This window comes from Nonomuraea sp. NPDC001684 (assembly GCF_053596515.1).
On record NZ_JBSFGJ010000064.1, the window covers coordinates 1 to 16,684 of the forward strand.

15 protein-coding genes and 1 tRNA gene are annotated in these 16,684 nt (G+C 72.2%); 9 read left to right on the forward strand and 7 right to left on the reverse strand.

Annotated elements, in window-relative coordinates:
* Positions 1–334 precede the first annotated feature (334 nt).
* The 3 genes from secA2 to ACWCSD_RS15190 all read left to right on the forward strand — a co-directional run bounded on the left by secA2 (position 335) and on the right by ACWCSD_RS15190 (position 4,047).
* Positions 335–2,485 (forward strand): accessory Sec system translocase SecA2, encoded by a 2,151-nt coding sequence (gene secA2 / locus ACWCSD_RS15180; protein WP_449915381.1) that lies wholly within the window; start codon positions 335–337, stop codon positions 2,483–2,485.
* A 54-nt stretch (positions 2,486–2,539) separates the two neighbouring features.
* Positions 2,540–2,914 carry a VOC family protein gene (locus ACWCSD_RS15185; protein ID WP_352319548.1) on the forward strand — a complete coding sequence of 125 codons (375 nt, stop codon included), beginning with the start codon at positions 2,540–2,542 and terminating at the stop codon, positions 2,912–2,914.
* Positions 2,915–3,078: 164 nt separating this feature from the next.
* A complete protein-coding gene (locus tag ACWCSD_RS15190) occupies positions 3,079–4,047 on the forward strand; it encodes a DMT family transporter (RefSeq protein WP_397166105.1) in 969 nt (322 codons plus the stop codon).
* Here ACWCSD_RS15190 and ACWCSD_RS15195 read toward each other — a convergent pair.
* Complete coding sequence (locus ACWCSD_RS15195; RefSeq protein ID WP_449915385.1) at positions 4,016–5,176, reverse strand: FAD-dependent monooxygenase; 1,161 nt, start codon at positions 5,174–5,176, stop codon at positions 4,016–4,018. The two genes, ACWCSD_RS15190 and ACWCSD_RS15195, sit on opposite strands and share 32 nt — an antisense overlap.
* Before the next feature lie 82 nt (positions 5,177–5,258).
* Here ACWCSD_RS15195 and ACWCSD_RS15200 point away from each other — a divergent pair, with 82 nt between their 5' ends.
* On the forward strand, positions 5,259–5,831 hold the full coding sequence (locus ACWCSD_RS15200; protein WP_397166101.1) for a TetR/AcrR family transcriptional regulator: 573 nt from the start codon (positions 5,259–5,261) through the stop codon (positions 5,829–5,831).
* A 42-nt stretch (positions 5,832–5,873) separates the two neighbouring features.
* Here the strand turns inward: ACWCSD_RS15200 and ACWCSD_RS15205 are convergent, their stop codons facing one another.
* From ACWCSD_RS15205 to ACWCSD_RS15215, 3 genes are all read right to left on the reverse strand, one after another.
* Positions 5,874–5,999, reverse strand: a complete 126-nt coding sequence (locus ACWCSD_RS15205) for a hypothetical protein (RefSeq protein ID WP_358288272.1) — start codon at positions 5,997–5,999, stop codon at positions 5,874–5,876.
* Positions 6,000–6,138: 139 nt separating this feature from the next.
* Positions 6,139–8,535, reverse strand: coding sequence for an nSTAND1 domain-containing NTPase (locus ACWCSD_RS15210; RefSeq protein WP_397166098.1), 2,397 nt, complete (start codon positions 8,533–8,535; stop codon positions 6,139–6,141).
* 24 nt (positions 8,536–8,559) lie between these two features.
* Complete coding sequence (locus ACWCSD_RS15215) at positions 8,560–9,135, reverse strand: GNAT family N-acetyltransferase (RefSeq protein WP_387670848.1); 576 nt, start codon at positions 9,133–9,135, stop codon at positions 8,560–8,562.
* Between the two features lie 107 nt (positions 9,136–9,242).
* Between ACWCSD_RS15215 and ACWCSD_RS15220 the strand changes: the two genes are divergently transcribed.
* From ACWCSD_RS15220 to ACWCSD_RS15230, 3 genes are read left to right on the forward strand one after another with little or no spacing between them, the layout of a single operon-like run.
* Entirely contained in the window at positions 9,243–10,445 is a 1,203-nt protein-coding gene (locus ACWCSD_RS15220; protein WP_352352052.1) for an acyl-CoA dehydrogenase family protein, read from the forward strand.
* Entirely contained in the window at positions 10,442–11,605 is a 1,164-nt protein-coding gene (locus tag ACWCSD_RS15225; RefSeq protein ID WP_358288263.1) for an acyl-CoA dehydrogenase family protein, read from the forward strand. The genes ACWCSD_RS15220 and ACWCSD_RS15225 overlap by 4 nt, the downstream gene beginning before the upstream one ends.
* Positions 11,602–12,657 (forward strand): acyl-CoA dehydrogenase family protein, encoded by a 1,056-nt coding sequence (locus tag ACWCSD_RS15230; protein WP_449915391.1) that lies wholly within the window; start codon positions 11,602–11,604, stop codon positions 12,655–12,657. The genes ACWCSD_RS15225 and ACWCSD_RS15230 overlap by 4 nt, the downstream gene beginning before the upstream one ends.
* On the opposite strand, the gene ACWCSD_RS15235 is transcribed toward ACWCSD_RS15230, so the two are convergent.
* Entirely contained in the window at positions 12,616–13,230 is a 615-nt protein-coding gene (locus ACWCSD_RS15235; protein WP_387655549.1) for a TetR/AcrR family transcriptional regulator, read from the reverse strand. The genes ACWCSD_RS15230 and ACWCSD_RS15235 overlap by 42 nt on opposite strands.
* Positions 13,231–13,379: 149 nt before the next feature.
* On the opposite strand from ACWCSD_RS15235, the gene ACWCSD_RS15240 reads away from it, so the two are divergent.
* Positions 13,380–14,144: a nuclease-related domain-containing protein gene (locus ACWCSD_RS15240; RefSeq protein WP_358288252.1), complete on the forward strand. Its 765-nt coding sequence runs from the start codon at positions 13,380–13,382 to the stop codon at positions 14,142–14,144.
* A gap of 6 nt (positions 14,145–14,150) precedes the next feature.
* On the opposite strand, the gene ACWCSD_RS15245 is transcribed toward ACWCSD_RS15240, so the two are convergent.
* Positions 14,151–15,530, reverse strand: coding sequence for a vWA domain-containing protein (locus tag ACWCSD_RS15245; protein WP_449915396.1), 1,380 nt, complete (start codon positions 15,528–15,530; stop codon positions 14,151–14,153).
* Positions 15,523–16,362 carry an AAA family ATPase gene (locus tag ACWCSD_RS15250; RefSeq protein ID WP_397166091.1) on the reverse strand — a complete coding sequence of 280 codons (840 nt, stop codon included), beginning with the start codon at positions 16,360–16,362 and terminating at the stop codon, positions 15,523–15,525. Before ACWCSD_RS15250 ends, ACWCSD_RS15245 begins: the two co-directional genes overlap by 8 nt.
* A gap of 101 nt (positions 16,363–16,463) precedes the next feature.
* On the opposite strand from ACWCSD_RS15250, the gene ACWCSD_RS15255 reads away from it, so the two are divergent.
* A tRNA-Lys gene (locus ACWCSD_RS15255) sits at positions 16,464–16,537 on the forward strand.
* Positions 16,538–16,684 lie beyond the last annotated feature (147 nt).

A 16,684-nucleotide genomic window follows, 5' to 3' on the forward strand; every position in this document is an offset into this window, starting at 1 on the left:
CCCCGGCCGCCTCGCCCAGCGAGATGATCGAGACCGTGGTGGCCGGGGCGGCGCTGATCGGCGTCCTGCTGTTCGGCGAGCGGCTGACCCCGCTCGCCTGGGGCGGGTGCGCGCTCCTGCTCGCCGCGGTCGCCGTTCTCGCGCTGAAAGCGGAAACGGAGATGTGAGGTCCAGAGCCCGTGATGAGTTAAGGTCCGGTACGGCGACGCTTGCCGTATCGTCGCTCCGTTCTCTCATTTCGGCATAACGGAACGGCGCCGGCGAAACGTGCGTTGGAGGAACTGTGGCCTCGATAAAGGGAATATTCAGAAACCTCCTGGATCGTCCAGGCGGCGTGAACCTGAGCCCCTATCTGAAGATCGTCAAGGCGGCCGAAGAGCGCGCCGGCCGCGTCGGGAAGCTCGACGAGCTGCCGACGCCGGCCATGGACGATCTGGCCGAGTTCTGCGCCGTCGTGCGCGAGGCCGCCGACCGCACCCTCGGGCTGCGGCCGTACGACGTGCAGTTGCTGGGCACGCTCGCCCTGCTCGACGGCAAGGTGGCCGAGATGGCGACCGGCGAGGGCAAGACCCTGTCGGGCGCCATGGCCGCCGCCGGTTACGCGTTGCAGGGCAAGCGCGTCCACGTGATGTCCGTCAACGACTACCTGGCCAGGCGCGACGCCGAGTGGATGGGCCCGCTCTACGAGGCGCTCGGCGTCAGCGTGGGCTGGATCGACCAGAACTCCACCCCGGAGGAGCGCCGCGCCGCCTACGCCAAGGACGTCACGTACGGGCCGGTCAGCGAGATCGGCTTCGACGTGCTGCGCGACCGGCTGCGCACCGACCCGGCCGAGATCATCGTGCCCGCGCCCGAGGTGGCGCTGATCGACGAGGCCGACTCCGTGCTGGTCGACGAGGCCAGGGTGCCGCTGGTGATGGCCGGCGCGGCCGACCCCGGCAGCGCGGTGCCGGAGATGGCGGCGCTGGTGCGCACGCTCGTCCGCGGCTACCACTACGAGATCGACGAGCAGGCGCGCAACGTCTACCTCACCCCCAAGGGCGCCGACAGCGTCGAGAACATCCTCGGCGTCGAGCTCTACGACGAGCACGAGCCCGGCACCCTCATCGAGCTCAACCTCGCCCTGCACGCCCACGCGCTGCTCGCCCGCGACGTCGACTACATCGTGCGCGACGGCAGGGTGCAGCTGATCAACCCCTCGCGCGGCCGGGTCGCGCTGCTGCAGCGCTGGCCCGACGGCCTCCAGGCGGCCGTGGAGGCCAAGGAGGCGCTGCCGCCGAGCGAGAAGGGCGAGATCCTCGACTCGATCACCGTTCAGGGGCTGATCCGCCGCTACCCGCAGATCTGCGGCATGACGGGCACCGCCGTCGCGGTCAACGAGCAGCTCGGCGAGTTCTACGGCCTCAAGGTCGCGGTCATCCCGTCCAACCGGCCGTGCGTGCGGCAGGACGAGCCCGACCGCATCTACCCGACCGTCCCCGACAAGGACGCCGCGCTGGTCGAGGAGATCCAGGAGGTGCACGCGACGGGCCGGCCGATCCTCATCGGCACCCTCGACGTGGCCGAGTCGGAGAACCTCGCCAAGCTCCTGCAGCGCCGCGGCATGGAACCGGTCGTCCTCAACGCCAAGAACGACGCCGAAGAGGCCACGATCATCTCCAGGGCGGGCGAGCGCGGCGCGATCACCGTCTCCACCCAGATGGCCGGTCGCGGCACCGACATCCGGCTCGGCGAGGGCGTGGCCGAGCTCGGCGGCCTCTACGTCATCGGCTCCGGCCGCCACGCCAGCAGCCGCCTCGACGACCAGCTCCGCGGCCGGGCCGGCCGCCAGGGCGACCCGGGCGGCTCGGTCTTCTTCGTCAGCATGACCGACGACCTGATCACCCAGTTCGTCCCCGATGAGCGGCCGCCCGCCGCCGACCCCGACGGCCTGGTGCGCCACCGGCGCGGGGCGTACATCGTGGGCCACGCCCAGCGGGTGGCCGAGGGCGTCAACCTGGAGATCCACCGCAACACCTGGCGCTACACCCGCCTGCTCGAACACCAGCGTGAGCTGATCCTCGAATGGCGCGACAAGGTCCTCCACGGCGACGCCGCCGCCAAGGCGCTGGCCGAGGCCGACCCCGAGCGCTGGGCCGAGCTGCCCGAGGACACCAGGGACGAGACGGCCCGCCAGATCGTCCTGCACGCCATCGACACCTGCTGGACCGAGCACCTGGCCTTCCTCAACGACCTGCGCGAGGGCATCCACCTGCGCGCGCTGGGCCGGATGAGCCCGGTCGACGAGTTCCAGCGGGAGGCCGTGGCCGAGTACAAGGCGCTGCAGGCCGAGGTCGAACGCCGCTCGCTGGAGTCGTTCGAGGCCCCCGAGCCCGACCTCAAGCGCCCGTCGGCCACCTGGACGTACCTGGTGCAGGACAACCCGTTCGGCACGGAATGGGACCGGATCCTCAAGCGGGTGACCGCCGCCACGCGCCGCGGCTGAACATGCCGGGCGTACCTGACAGAAGATGACAGGTACGCCTGCGAGCATGGACGCATGACGACGAAAGCCAAGCTCATCGCCTTCACCATCGACTGCGACGACCCCCGGAAGCTGGCCGCCTTCTACCACGAGGTGACCGGCTTCGAGATCCAGTACTCGGAGGAGGAGTACGCGGCGATCGGCGACGGCTCCACGAACATCTACTTCGGCCGCGTCCCCGGTTACAAGCCGGGCGAGTGGCCCAGCGCCGACAAGAAGTTCCATCTCGACTTCCGCGTGCCCGACCTGGACAAGGCGGTCGAGGAGTACACCGCGCTCGGGGCGGTCAAGCCGGAGTTCCAGCCGGGCGTCACCGAGGAGGGCACGCGCTGGATCGTGCTGCAGGACCCGGAGGGCCACCTGTTCTGCGTGGTTCCCGAGCAATCGTAGGGGCCGCGACGCCCCTGCGGGGGCTCAAGGATCAGCCACAAGTTCGTGCAGGTGGCGGCCCCAATTGGGCGAATTATCAGCCTAAAGAATGATGGTAGTGCTCCGCTCGGCTCTTAAGCTGGAGCAATGCTCCTGCACGGACCCCTGCCCCTGCGTGGGCGCCGATGACCTGGATCGGGCTGCTCATCGCGCTGGCCGGAGCGCTGGGATACGCGCTCGGCGCCGCCCTCCAACAGTACGAGGCCGTGGCCGCGGGCGCCTCGCTCAAGCTGGTCCGGCGCCCCCGCTGGTGGATCGGCGGCGTCATCGGCTTCACCGGGGCGTGCCTGCACGCCGTGGCGCTCAGCTTCGCGCCGCTGGTGGCCGTGCAGCCGATCAGCGTGGCCACCCTGGTGTTCGCGGTGCCGCTGGCCGCCTTCATGTACGGGCGCAGACCGTACCGGGCGGAGATCCTCGGCTCGATCGCCGTGGCCGTGGGCCTGCTCTGGCTCATGCTGCTGGTGCCGCAGCACAACGTCACGCCCCGGCTGAGCAGCGGCGCCGCGCTCGCCTTCCTGGGCGTCATCGCGGCGATCGCGCTGGTCTCACAGGTGCTCGCGCGGCGGTTCCACGGGCCCGCGCGGGCGCTGCTGCTCTCGGTGGGCGCCGGCGTGGTGACGGCGAGCGTCTCGACGTTCGTCCGGGTGGTCGGCGGCGGGCTGGAGGGCGACTGGGGGCGGCTGATCCACTGGTTCACGCTGGCCGTGCCGGTGCTGCTGGTCTGCGCGGTGGTGCTGCTCCAGCGCTCGTACGCGGTCGGCTACTTCGGCATCGCCTACGCCGGCGTCCAGGTCATCGACCCGATCACGTCGGTGCTGGCGGGGGCGATCCTGCTCGGCGAACCGCTGCCTGCCAGCCCGTCCACGGCCATCCCCGCCCTGCTGGCCGGGGCGCTGACCATCGGCGGCACGATCACCCTCGGCCGCCTCACCCCCGACCACTCCAAGCCGGCCCCGGCCCCCGCTCCCGTGCCCCCGGTGCTCACCTCGGCGACCGTGGCCGCCGAGGCTGCGTCCACTACGGCGTCCAAGACGGCGTCCGAAGCCTCCTCCGAGGGCGCGGTCACCGGTCGGCGGCCCGCGTCCGGTCAGTGACCGCCTCCACCGGCGGACGCCAGGCCAGCACGTCGTCCATCGAACGCAGCATCAGCTCCGGGCTGAGCCGGCCCGCCACGGTCACCGCGAGGTCGCGCAGCCGTACCGCGAGCGGATTGCGCAGCTTGGTGACCCGGCAGATCGTCATCGACTGCCGCACGACCCCCGACGTGCGCGCCAGCCGCGCGGCGGTGTAGGCGGCCAGGTCGCCCTCCGCCACGTGCGCGAGCACCACGGCGTCCTCCAGCGCCTGGCAGGCGCCCTGGCCCAGGTTCGGGGTCATCGGATGGGCCGCGTCGCCCACCAGCGCCACCTTGCCCCGGTGCAGGGCGGGCAGCGGCGTCTTCAGGTAGTGGACGTCGTTGCGGATGATCCGGGCCGGGTCGGCGGCCCGCAGCAGCGCCGGGATCGGCTCGTGCCAGCCGCCGAACCTGCGCAGCAGCTCCTCCCGCTCGTCCCCGTGGGCCGCGCCGGCGGGTGACAGGTCGGTGGCGTACAGGTAGACCAGGTCGTCGGTGAGCTGATGGACGCCGAACACCAGCCCCCTGCCCCAGCTCTCCGACCGGGGGATCTCCAGCCCGTTCCGCGGGACGAGCGCCCGCCACGCCGTCACCCCCGAGTACACCGGCCCCGGATGGCCGGGGAAGAGCGCCCGCCGGGTCGCCGAGCGGATGCCGTCGGCGCCCACGACCAGGTCGGCCTCGATCTCGCCCGCGTCCGTGCGGACGATCCCGCGCTCGGCCTCCACGCCCGTCACGGTGACGCCCAGCCGCAGGACGCCCGGTTCCAGGGCGTCGGCGAGCACGTCCATGAGGGTCGCCCGCAGCATGACGACCACCGAGTCCCCGTACCGGGCGTCGGCGTGATCGGTGGTGGTACGCGTCAGCCAGCGGCCGTCCGCCCGCCGCACCCCGAGCGGCCCCTCCACCGTGGACAGCTCGCGCACCCGGTCGCCCAACCCCAGTGTGTCGAGCGCCTTGAGCGCGTTGGCGGCGACCGCCAGCCCCGACCCGACGGGCTCGACGGCGGCCGCCCGCTCCAGGACGCTCACCTCCCACCCCTTGCGGCGCAGGGCCACGCCGCAGGCCAGCCCTCCGATGCCGCCACCGATCACCACAGCCTTGGGCATGACGCCTCCTTGGTTACTACGTCTGTAGTGTCAGCGTACTACGCCTGTAGTCCGCTCGCACTACCCCTGTAGTATTCGGTCCGTGAAACGAGCTGACGCCGTCGCCGACACGGCCATCACCCTGCTGGCCGAGCGGGGCATGCGCGGCCTCACCCACCGCGCCGTGGACGAGGCGGCCGGGCTGCCGCCCGGGTCCACGTCCAACCTGGCCCGCACCCGGGCCGCCCTGCTGGAGCTGACCCTGTCCCGGCTCACCGAGCTGGAGATGAAGGCCATGGCGATCGCCTACGAGCCGGTGCCGCTCAGCCTCGACGACCTGCCCGCCCGGCTGGCCGAGGCGGTGCGCGTGCAGCTCGACGACCGCAGGCGCACCCTGGCCCGCTATGAGCTGGCCCTGGAGGCCACCAGGCGTCCCGAGCTGCGCGAGATCTACAACCGGGCGGGCCGCGGCTTCCGCGACCCGGCGCCCGCCATGCTGGCCGCCCTGGGGTCGAAGGACCCGGTGCGCCACGCCCGCCAGCTCGTGGCCTTCGCGGAGGGACTGATGTTCGACGCGATCGCGGGCGCGGGCTCCGTGCCCACCGTGGAGGAGCTCACCCTCGCGCTGCGCGACTTGTTGACCGGCATGCTGCGTGACGAGGGCGCCGGCGGATAGGACCGCCGGCGCCCGTGTCGGCCGTGCGTGGCCTCGGGCGGCCTACTCCTCGCCGCCCGCGTCCTCGCCGTCCCTCGCGTGTTTGCCGCGAGGCTCCCGGTGGCCGTCGGCCGCGCCGGACCCGGCCTCCGGCGACTCGTCCTTGGGGGGTGCCTCATGCCTGCCCATACGGGGGGAACTCTCCTTCTCTTCGACCAACAGCTCACGGTGACCGTATGACTACGGTTACGTGCCCGGCAAGGGGGTTGGTTCAAGATCCACGCCACGAATTCGAGAAAAGTTCGCGTAACGCCGTGATCAGCCGCGATCAGCCGGGGCAGGTCGCCCGGTAGGGCACCTCGGGCAGGTGCCGGGCCCAGTCGGCGGCCGACAGGCCCCCGTAGCGGGCGCACACCGCCGACGCCGGATCACCGGCCGCGGGCGAGCGGGCCAGGTCCAGCGTGAGCACCGTCCCGCCGGCGGCCAGCACGCGGGCCGTACGCCCGTCGTCCGCCAGCACCGCCCGCGGCGGCCGGTCCGCGCCGCCCACCGGCACCTGGCGTTCGGCCAGCAGCACGCGGTCGGGCACGCGCCACACCCGCACCCGGTCGTTGTCCGTCCCGGCCAGCAGCCGCCCGTCCGGGCTGAAGCGCAGGTGGCCGGGGGAGGGGCGCAGCCGGGTGCCGAGCACGGGCACGCCGTCCAGGTCGTAGATCTGGATGCCGGTCTCCTCGGCGATGGCCACCCGCTCGCCGTCCGGCGCGAACGTCGTGTACTCCCACGGCATCCGGTCCAGCCACGGCGCGGGCGTGACGCGGCCGCCGCGCCTGATCGCCGAGCGCCGTCCCTCGAACGTCAGCGCCACCCGGTCACCGGGACCGGCCACCGCGTACTCGCCGACGAAGGCCGCCCGGCGGGCCCGCAGGTCCCACGCCCACCGCTCGCCCGACTGCCGGGCCGCCGCGAACAGCAGCCCGCCGCCCGGGCTGAACCACGCCGACTGCTCGCCCGGCGCCCCCAGCCCCCTTCCGAACGGCGGCCCCACGCCCTGCCCCGACGCGGTGTCCCACAGGTACGACCGGTCCACGCCGACGAAGGCCAGCGTGCGCCCGTCGGGGGACCAGGCCATCGCCCGCACGCTCTGCTCGGGACCGGCCGTCTCGGCCAGCCGCCGGTGCCCGGGGACGTCGTAGACGCGTACCGTGTCGTCGGTCAGCGCGGCCAGCCGGGAGCCGTCGTCGCTGATCGCGTACAGCGAGCGCGGCCCGGCCTGCGGGTCGGTGAAGACGTCCACGGCCGGGTCGGCGGCCGCCGCCGTCAGCGCCCGCCGCGCCTGCGGCACCTGGGCCAGCCGCCAGGCCGCCAGGCTCAGCCGGCGCGCGGTCACCGGATCGGCCACCCGCAGCGCCTCGGCCCGCGACGCGGCGACCTTGGCCATCGCCTGCTCCAGCCGCCCGTCGGCGGCCCCGCGCTGCCACACCGCGAGCAGCGCCGCCAGCAGCGCGACCGACAACAGGCCTGACAGCAGCCCGACCACGAGCCTCCGGCGCCTGCGCGCGCCGCCGCGGGCCCGCGCGAGCCCCTCGTCCAGGAAGGTCTGCTCGCCGGGGCTCAAGGTGACCCGCCGCCGCCCGCCGGCCGCCCACGCCATCGCCCGGTCGAGGGGTTCGCCCTGGTAGAGGTCGGACTCGCGGCGCCCGCCCGCCTCCCAGGCGCGGGCCGCCCTGGCCAGCTCCCGGTGCACGGCCAGGCCCTCCCGCTCGCCGTCCAGCCATTCGTGCAGGCGCGGCCAGGCCCGCAGCAGCGCCGTGTAGGTGATCGCGAGGGATCCCCGGTCGCCGATCGTCAGGATTCCGGCCTTCCCGTACGCCTCCAGCACCCGGTCGATCGCGGCCACCTCGTCGGGGGCGCGTCCGGCGACCAGGTCGTCGCGGAGGGCGGGGGCCACGGTGTCGCCGCCGGACTCGTCGAGCCCGACCAGGCGCAGGAAGACCTCGGGCACCAGATCCTGGTCCGCCCGGCAGAGCTGGAGGTAGAGGGCCTCGGCGCGGACGCCGAGCGGCGGGTCGTCGATGGGCTCCGGCGGCAGCAGGCGGCCGAGCTGGGACTGCGGGGCGTCGAGCAGGGACATGAGCAGGTGGCGGGCGTCCGGGCGCCGCTCGGGGTCGTCGTGGAGCGCGGCGGCGACCAGGCCGCGTAACAGCCGGTCGAGGCGCTCCCCGTTGCCTAATCGCTCGGTGAGCCCGTACGCGGCGAACAGCAGGACGCGCCCCCACGCCCGCACGTCGTCCGCCGGGCCGGCCTCGGCGTCGGCCAGCCCCAGCCCGACCAGGCGCGGCCCCTCGGCGCCCAAGATGATCTTGTCGGGCGTGAGCGACCCGTGCACCGCCCCCGCCTCGTGCACCGCGGCCAGCGCGGTGGCCGTGGCGGCGGCCAGGCGGTAGAGGTCGTCACCGGCGAAGGGGCCGTGCCGCTCGACGACCTGGCGCAGCGTCGGCCCCTCGATGTACTCGCTGACCAGGTACGGCGGATCGCCCTGCGGGCACGCCTCGACCAGCCGCGCCGCGTGCACCGAGCGCACCTGCGGGACCGTCGCGTACGCGCCCGGTCCGGGCAGGTGGAGGGCATGGCGACCGCCCGACTCGTCGTAGGCCTCGCGGACGGTGGTCCGCCCGCCGCCGTCGAGCCGGGCGCCGAGCCAGTAGCCTCCCAGCCGATCAGTCATGCGGGATTAGATGCCGCCTTCCGTTCAGCGGTTCAGTCGAGCCCGGTGCTCCGGCCATTCCTCTTCGAGGATGCCGAAATAGACCGTGTCGCGCCAGGTGCCGTCGGGCCTTCTGCGGTGGCGGCGCAGGGTTCCCTCGTGCACGCCGCCGATGCGGCGGATGGCGGCCTGGGAGCGCAGGTTCAGCACGTCGGTCTTGAGCAGGACCCGGTTGTATCCGAGGCCGAAGGCGTGGTCGAGCAGCAGCAGCTTGCAGTTGGTGTTCACCGCGGTGCGCCAGTGGGCGCGGCCGTACCAGGTCCAGCCGATCTCGACGCTGTCGTCGAAGCCGGGCACGTCGATGTAGGTGGTCCAGCCGCCCGGCCGTCCGGTCTCCTTGGGGATCACCGTGAACGGCACGTGCCGGTCGTCGCCGATGAGCTCGCGGGCCGCCCTGGCCAGATCGTCCTCGGTGCGCGGGGTGGCGATCGGTAGCCAGCGCCACAGCTCGTCGTCCCCGCCGCCGGCGGCGAACAGGTCGGGGACGTGGTCCAGGGTGAGCGGTTCGAGGCGCACGACGTCGTTCTCCAGCACCACGGGCGCGGGCAGCTTGGCGGTCATGCCGCCACGATAGGCGGCGCTCCCGTCGCAGGTTGACGGCCACCTGGCCCTTTTTACGGGGAACCACCTGTCGACATCCATACCGGCCGGTCGGTAGGCTCACCGGCATGGACTTCGCCTTCGACACCGTCACCGAGGACCTGCGCGAGCGCCTGCTCCGCTTCATGGACGAATGCGTCTATCCGGCCGAGCCCGCCTTCGAGGAGCAGGCCGCGGCCGCCGGCTGGAGCCCGCCACCGCTGCTCGACGACCTCAAGGACGAGGCGAGGAAGCGCGGCCTGTGGAACCTGTTCCTGCCGGGCGCGCACGGCGCCGGCCTGACGAACCTCCAGTACGCCCCGCTGGCCGAGATCATGGGCCGCAGCCCCAGCATCGCCCCCACCGCCACCAACTGCGCCGCCCCCGACACCGGCAACATGGAAGTGTTGTCGATGTTCGGCAGCCAGTGGCAGCGCGAGGAGTGGCTGCGCCCGCTGCTCGACGGCGAGATCCGGTCGGCCTTCGCGATGACCGAGCCCGACGTCGCCTCCTCCGACGCCACCAACATCGCCACCTCGATCGTCCGCGACGGCGGCGAGTACGTCATCAACGGCCGCAAGTGGTTCATCTCCGGCGCGATGAACCCCAACTGCAAGATCTTCGTCGTCATGGGCAAGACGAACCCCGACGCGCCCAAGCACCGGCAGCAGAGCATGGTCCTGGTGCCGCGCGACACCCCGGGGCTGCACGTCAAGCGCGGCATGCACGTCTTCGGCTACACCGACGCCGACCACGGCGGCCACGCCGAGGTGATCTTCGAGGACGTGCGCGTACCGGCCGAGAACCTGATCGGCGAGGAGGGCGGCGGCTTCGCCATCGCGCAGGCCAGGCTCGGCCCCGGCCGCATCCACCACTGCATGCGCCTGATCGGCATGGCCGAGCGCGCGGTCGAGCTGATGTGCGAGCGGGCCCTGGCCAGAACGGCGTTCGGCAAGCCGGTCGCCCAGCAGGGCGTGGTCCAGGACTGGATCGCCGAGTCCCGCATCAGGATCGAGCAGTTGCGCCTGCTCGTGCTCAAGACCGCCTGGCTCATGGACACCGTGGGCAACCAGGGCGCCCACACCGAGATCCAGGCCATCAAGATCTCCACCCCGATCACCGTCGAATGGATCCTGGACAAGGCCATCCAGGTGCACGGCGCGGGCGGCGTCTCCCAGGACTTCCCGCTGGCCGCGCTCTGGGCGGGCGCCCGGTCCCTGCGCCTGGCCGACGGTCCCGACGAGGTGCACAAGCGGTCCCTGGCCTATCGCGAGCTGAAGAGGTTCATGTGAACGAAGCGCAGATCAAGGAGCGCGTGCGCGCGTTCCTGGGCGAGCACGACCCCGAGGGGGACCGGCTGGAGTTCCTGCGGGCCAGGTTCGACGCCGGGCTGGCCTGGGTCTGGTTCCCCGAAGGGCTCGGCGGCCTCGGCGCGGCCAGGGAGCTGCAGCAGGTGGTCGAGCACGAGCTGGCCGGCACGCCGCAGATCAACAGCGGCGTCCAGGGCATCGGCCTCGGCATGGCCGCGCCGACGATCCTGGCGTTCGGCACGCCGGAGCAGAGACGGCGCTTCCTGCGCCCGCTGTGGACCGGCGAGGAGATCTGGTGCCAGCTCTTCAGCGAGCCCGGCGCCGGCTCCGACCTGGCCACGCTCGCCACCCGCGCGGTCCGGGACGGCGACGAGTGGGTGATCGACGGCCAGAAGGTCTGGACGTCGGGCGCCCACCACTCCCGCTGGGCCATCCTGGTCACCCGCACCGACCCGGACGTGCCCAAGCACCGCGGCATGACGTACTTCGTCTGCGACATGCACGCCCCCGGCGTCGAGGTGCGGCCGCTGCGGCAGATCACCGGCGAGGCCGAGTTCAACGAGGTGTTCCTGACCGGCGTGCGGCTCTCCGACGACCTGCGGCTGGGCGAGGTCGGCGACGGCTGGCGGGTCGCGCAGACCACGCTGATGAACGAGCGCGTCGCGATCGGCGGCGCGCCCGTCCGGCGCGGCGGCGGCATGGTCGGCGCGGTGCTGGAAGCCTGGCGCGCGCACCCCGAGCTGCGCACCCACGACCTGCACCAGCGGCTGCTGGCGCTGTGGGTGGAGGCCGAGGTCACCCGCCTGTCCGGGGCCCGGCTGCGCGAGCAGCTCGCCGCCGGCCAGCCCGGTCCCGAGGGCTCGGGCATGAAGTTGTCGTTCGCCAAGCTCAACCAGGCGCTGTCCGGCTTCGACGTCGAGCTCCGCCGCGACCTGGGCTACGACGACTGGACGTTCCGCCGCTCGGAGGACGTCGACTTCTACGGCCGCGGCCCCGGCTACCGCTACCTGCGGGCCAAGGGCAACTCGATCGAGGGCGGCACGTCCGAGATCCTGCGCAACATCATCTCCGAACGGGTGCTCGGCCTGCCCTCCGAGCCCCGCGTCGACAAGGACGTGCCCTGGAAGGACCTGCCGCGATGACTCTGCTCTACTCCGAGGTCGAGGAGGAGCTGCGGGCGGCCGTGCGCGGCCTGCTCGCCGACCGCTGCCCGCCCGCCGCGGTGCTCGGGCGCGTCGAGTCGCAGCCCTACGACCTGGACCTGTGGAAGACGCTGGCGGGCGAGATCGGCGTCGCCGGGCTCCTCGTGCCCGAGGAGCTGGGCGGCGCGGGCGCCTCGGCCAGCGAGGTGGCCGTCGTGCTGGAGGAGCTGGGCCGGGCCGTGGCGCCGGTGCCGTTCCTGACCAGCGCGGTGCTGGCCACCAAGGCGCTGCTGCCCACCGGTGACGCCCTGCTCGGCGAGCTGGCCGAAGGACGCAGGACGGCGGCGCTGGTCGTGTCGTTCGCGGCCTCGCCGTACCGGCCGGGGCGCGGGTCGTCGCTGCGGCTGGCGAGCGGGCGGCTGTCCGGCGCCGTCACCGGGGTGGCCGGCGCGGACGTGGCCGACGTGCTCCTCGTCCCCTTCGAGGGCAGGCTGTACGAGGTCGAGGGCGCCACCGTCGAGGTCGTGCCCTCGCTCGACCTGACCAGGCCGGTCGCCACCGTCACCCTGTCCGGGGCGCCGGCCCGCGACGTGGGGGAGTGCGACCTGGCCGGCGTGCTGAGGTTCGGGGCCGGGCTGCTGGCCTCCGAGCAGGTCGGCGTGGCCGAGTGGTGCCTGGACACGACGCTCGCCTACGTCAAGGAGCGCCACCAGTTCGCCCGGCCGGTCGGCTCGTTCCAGGCGATCAAGCACCGGCTGGCCGACCTCTGGCTGGACGTGGTCAGGGCCAGGGCCGCCGCCCGCGGCGCGGCCGCCGATCCCGGGGACATCGCGGTCGCGGTGGCGCAGTCGTGGAACGCCGGGGTGGCGGTGCACGCCGCCGAGGAGGCGGTGCAGCTCCACGGCGGGATCGGGATGACCTGGGAGCATCCCGTGCATCTGTATCTCAAGCGCGCCAAGGCCACCGAGATCGCGCTCGGCACGCCCGGCGACCATCGGGAGGCGCTGGCCTCACTCGCCGGCGTCCCCGGCCCCGAGGGAGTTCAGCAGTAGGTCGGCGAAGTGCTTGCCCACCTGGGCGCCGGTCAGCGGCCCGTCCGCGTGGAACCAGGTGCCCAGGTGGTGCACCGAGCCGAAGAAGTAGTCCACGACCAGTTCGGCGGGCACCCGGTCGCTGAGGACGCCCGTGCGCTGCCCCTCGGCCACCAGGTCGCGGAAACGCTCGTGGTAGCGGCGGCGCTCGGCGCGCACGGTCTTCTGCTTCTCGGTCGCGAGCAGGTGCATCGACCTGAAGAAGATCTTGGAGTCGTCGAGGTTGGCGGTCGTCGTCTCCACGACGTCGGCCGCGGCCCGGTGCAGCCGCTCGCGGATCGTGCCGGGGCCGTCGGCGATGCGCGTCAGCCGGTCCATCTGCATGCGGAGCAGACGGGCGTAGATCTCGTGCAGCAGATCGTCTTTTGAGTCAAAATAGTGGTACATGGCGCCCTTGGTGACGCCGGCCGCCTGGACGATCTCCTGGACCGAGGTCCCCTCGAATCCACGGGCCGCGAACAGCCTGGTCGCCTCGGCGAGCAACCGCTGCCGGACGGGTTCTTCCTTCACATCGTCCCCCTTGTCACCCGCCATAGCATACCGACTGGTCGGTTGACGGTCTTGCAGGTTTTATTTGCGTCACCTTAGGCTCACCTTGGTTCGTGCTTGGGTATGCCTTAGACCGGCGAGGGATCTTCGGAGTGGCAGATCCTGAGGGTTTCTACTCATTCGGGGAGTTTGCCGTGCCCGGTGGCTCTATCTACGTGCAGCAGGACGAAAAGTACACAGGCTCATCCCCGCAGTGGTGGTACGAGAAGTTCTGGCGTGAGGACGCGCCCAACCGGCGCCGGTCCCGGTACGTCAAGGCGGGCGTGGGCGCGGTGGGCGGCATCCTGCTGGCGCTGCGGTTCGGCTCGGAGTACATGCTGTTCTGGGGGGCCGTCACCGCCGGTCTCGTGGCCGCCGTCGACTGGTACATCGACTGGCGCTCCTTCCGCGCGACGGCCGTCTGGCGCGGCGCCCGGCGCGGCGAGCTGATCACCGGCCGGCTGCTGCGCAGGCAGCTCGCCCGGCGCGGCTACCAGGTGCTCGACGGCCGCGCGATCCGCGACCAGGCCTCCATCGACCACCTCGTGATCGGCCCGACCGGCATCTGGGTCATCGACAACGAGTCCTGGAGCCCCGACACCGAGATCGGCTGCTACAACGGCAGGCTGTTCTTCAGCGAGAAGTACGGCACCAAATGGGCCAAACCGCTGGTGGACACCGCCGAGGCCTTCGCCGAGCTGCTGACCCGCGAGACCGGGATCGAGGTCACGATCTCGCCCATGCTGGCCGTCCACTGCGGGCTGCTGCCGCGCGGCGGCGTCGTGGTCGGCGAGGGGCTCACGCTGCTCAAGCCGCGCCTGGTGGCCAGGCGCATCAAGGCGGTCGACGGCGTAGTGTTCACCGACGAGCAGGTCGAGCTGCTGGCCCGCACCGCGGCCAGGGAGCTGCAGAAGGTCTGACCGCCGTCAGGCCAGCGTCTCGATGAACGCGGTGAGCTGGGCGACGTTGCGGCACTCGTGCATCTCGACCACGGTGCCGTACTCGCTCGCGACCGAGTCGCCGGTGTCCCACTGCTGCCTGGGCTCGGGGTTGAGCCAGTAGGCGTGGCGGGCCCCGGACGTCAGGCGCCTGAGCACGTCGAGGGCCGGCGGCTGGTAGTTGGAGCGGGCGTCGCCGAGGATCAGCAGCGAGGTTCTCGGGCCGATGGCGTCGGAGTGGCGCTCGGCGAAGCCCTCCAGGGCGTGGCCGTAGTTCGTGCGTCCGAAGCGCGACATGTCGGCCTCGTCGGCGAGCCGCGTCATGGCCTCCACGACGTCCGCGCCGGGCACGAAGAAGCGGGTGATCTCGTCCACCCGGTCCACGAACCCGAACGCCCGCACCTTCGTGAACTGCTCCCGCAGCGCGTACGTCAGCAGCAGCGTGAAGTGGGCGAACGACGAGACCGAGTCGCTGGTGTCGCAGAGGATGGCCAGCTCGGGCTTGTGCGGCCGGGGCGGTTTGAAGTGCGTGGTCAGCGGCACGCCGCCGCTCTGCAGCGAGGCCCGTACGGTGCGCCGGAAGTCCAGCCGCCCCCTGCGCCCCTTCCTGTGCTTGATCGTCAGCCGTGCGGCCAGCCGCCTGGCCAGCGGATGGACCTCCTTGCGCAGCCTGGCCAGGTCGGCCCTGGTGATGCGGAGGAAGTCGATCTGGTCGAGCGGCGGGCGCACGGCCGAGCGGGCGATGCGCTCGATCCCCGAGTCCTCGGCGATGCGCCGGCGCACGTCGGTGGCCACGGCCTCCTCGAACCGCCGGATGTTGCCGTTGACGCGCTGCCGCACGGTCTTCTCGGCCAGCCCGCCGCGTTCCTGCCCGGCCAGCACGTTCTGCAGGATGCGGGCCATCAGCGTCTCGGGCGACAGAGCGCGCAGGACGCTGTAGGAGAACCAGTTCTGGCGGCCCGGACCGGTGGTCTGCTGGCGGCCGAACCGCTCGACCATGGCCTGGGCGAACTCCCGCAGCTCGGCGTCCGTGCTGCCGGTGAGCAGCTCCGCCAGGCGCTCGCGCAGCTCGTCCACCGGGGCCGTGCGCGGGTCCAGGCGGGCCTCGGCGGGGCGGGGGGCGTACATGCCGGTCGTGGACGACGGGAACCACAGGTCGAACAGCACGTCGAAGCCGGGACGGTAGGCCGGCATCTTGACCAGCGTGGCCGCGTAGGCGGCGCGCAGCGACTCCCGCTCGCTCAGGTCGATCACCCGCAGCGCGCGGGCCGCGTCGAGCCCCTCGGCGAGCGACACCGGCAGGCCCGCCTCGCGCAGCGCGTGCACGAAACCGACATGCCGGTCCACCAGCGATCCGCGCTCAGGCATCCGGCAGCCCCAGCTCCTTGATCGCCCGCGTCTGGTCGGAGGCGTGCTTGAGCACCACGCCCAGCGTCCCGGCCACCGTCGCCTCGTCCAGCTCCTCGCGGCCGAGGGCCAGCAGCGTGTTGGCCCAGTCGACGGTCTCGGCCACCGACGGCGCCTTCTTCAGCTCCAGCGCCCGCATGGTGGCGACCGTCCTGGCGAGCTGCTCGGCCAGGTCGGCGCGGATGGTCGGCACCTGCGCGAGCACGATGTCGCGCTCCCGTTCCGGCGTCGGGTACTCGATGTGCAGGTAGAGGCAGCGCCGCTTGAGCGCCTCGGACAGCTCGCGGGTGGCGTTGGAGGTCAGCAGCACGAACGGCTTACGGGTGGCGGCGATCGTGCCCAGCTCGGGGATGGTGACCTGGAAGTCCGACAGCAGCTCCAGCAGCAGGCCCTCGACCTCGACGTCGGCCTTGTCGGTCTCGTCGATGAGCAGCACGGTGGGGGCGGCCGACCTGATCGCCTTCAGCAGCGGGCGTTCGAGCAGGAACTCCTCGGTGAAGATGTCGTCGTCGGCGCTGGTGGCCTGGATGCGGAGCAGCTGCTTCTTGTAGTTCCACTCGTACAGGGCGCGGGCCTCGTCGAGACCTTCGTAGCACTGGAGGCGGACCAGCTCCGAGCCCGTCGCCTGGGCCACGGCCTTGGCGAGCTGCGTCTTGCCCACGCCGGCGGGCCCCTCGACCAGCAGCGGCTTGCCCAGCGCGGCGGCGAGGAACACCGAGGTGGAGATGGCGTCGTCGGAGAGGTAGTCCACGGCGGCGAGCCGCGCCGTCACGTCGGCGGGCGAGTCGAACATCGATGCTCCCTGTCTGCAGGCCGAACTTTATTCTAGCGGCAGGAGCTCGACCCAGGTCGATTCGACCAACATGCGGATCACCGGTATATTCCTCTCTGCAAGCGCCGCTAGCTCAGTCGGTTAGAGCAGCTGACTCTTAATCAGCGGGTCCGGGGTTCGAGTCCCTGGCGGCGCACCGCACGAAACCCCAGTTCAGTACGCTGAGCTGGGGTTTTCGCATTTTCCCGCGGCTCTGGCCGAAGGTCTGAGCCCCTGCTTCCCCCGGGCCGTTATGCAATCTTTGCTTGCGGCCATGAGGAAGCTGCGTAATATGAACGTTCAT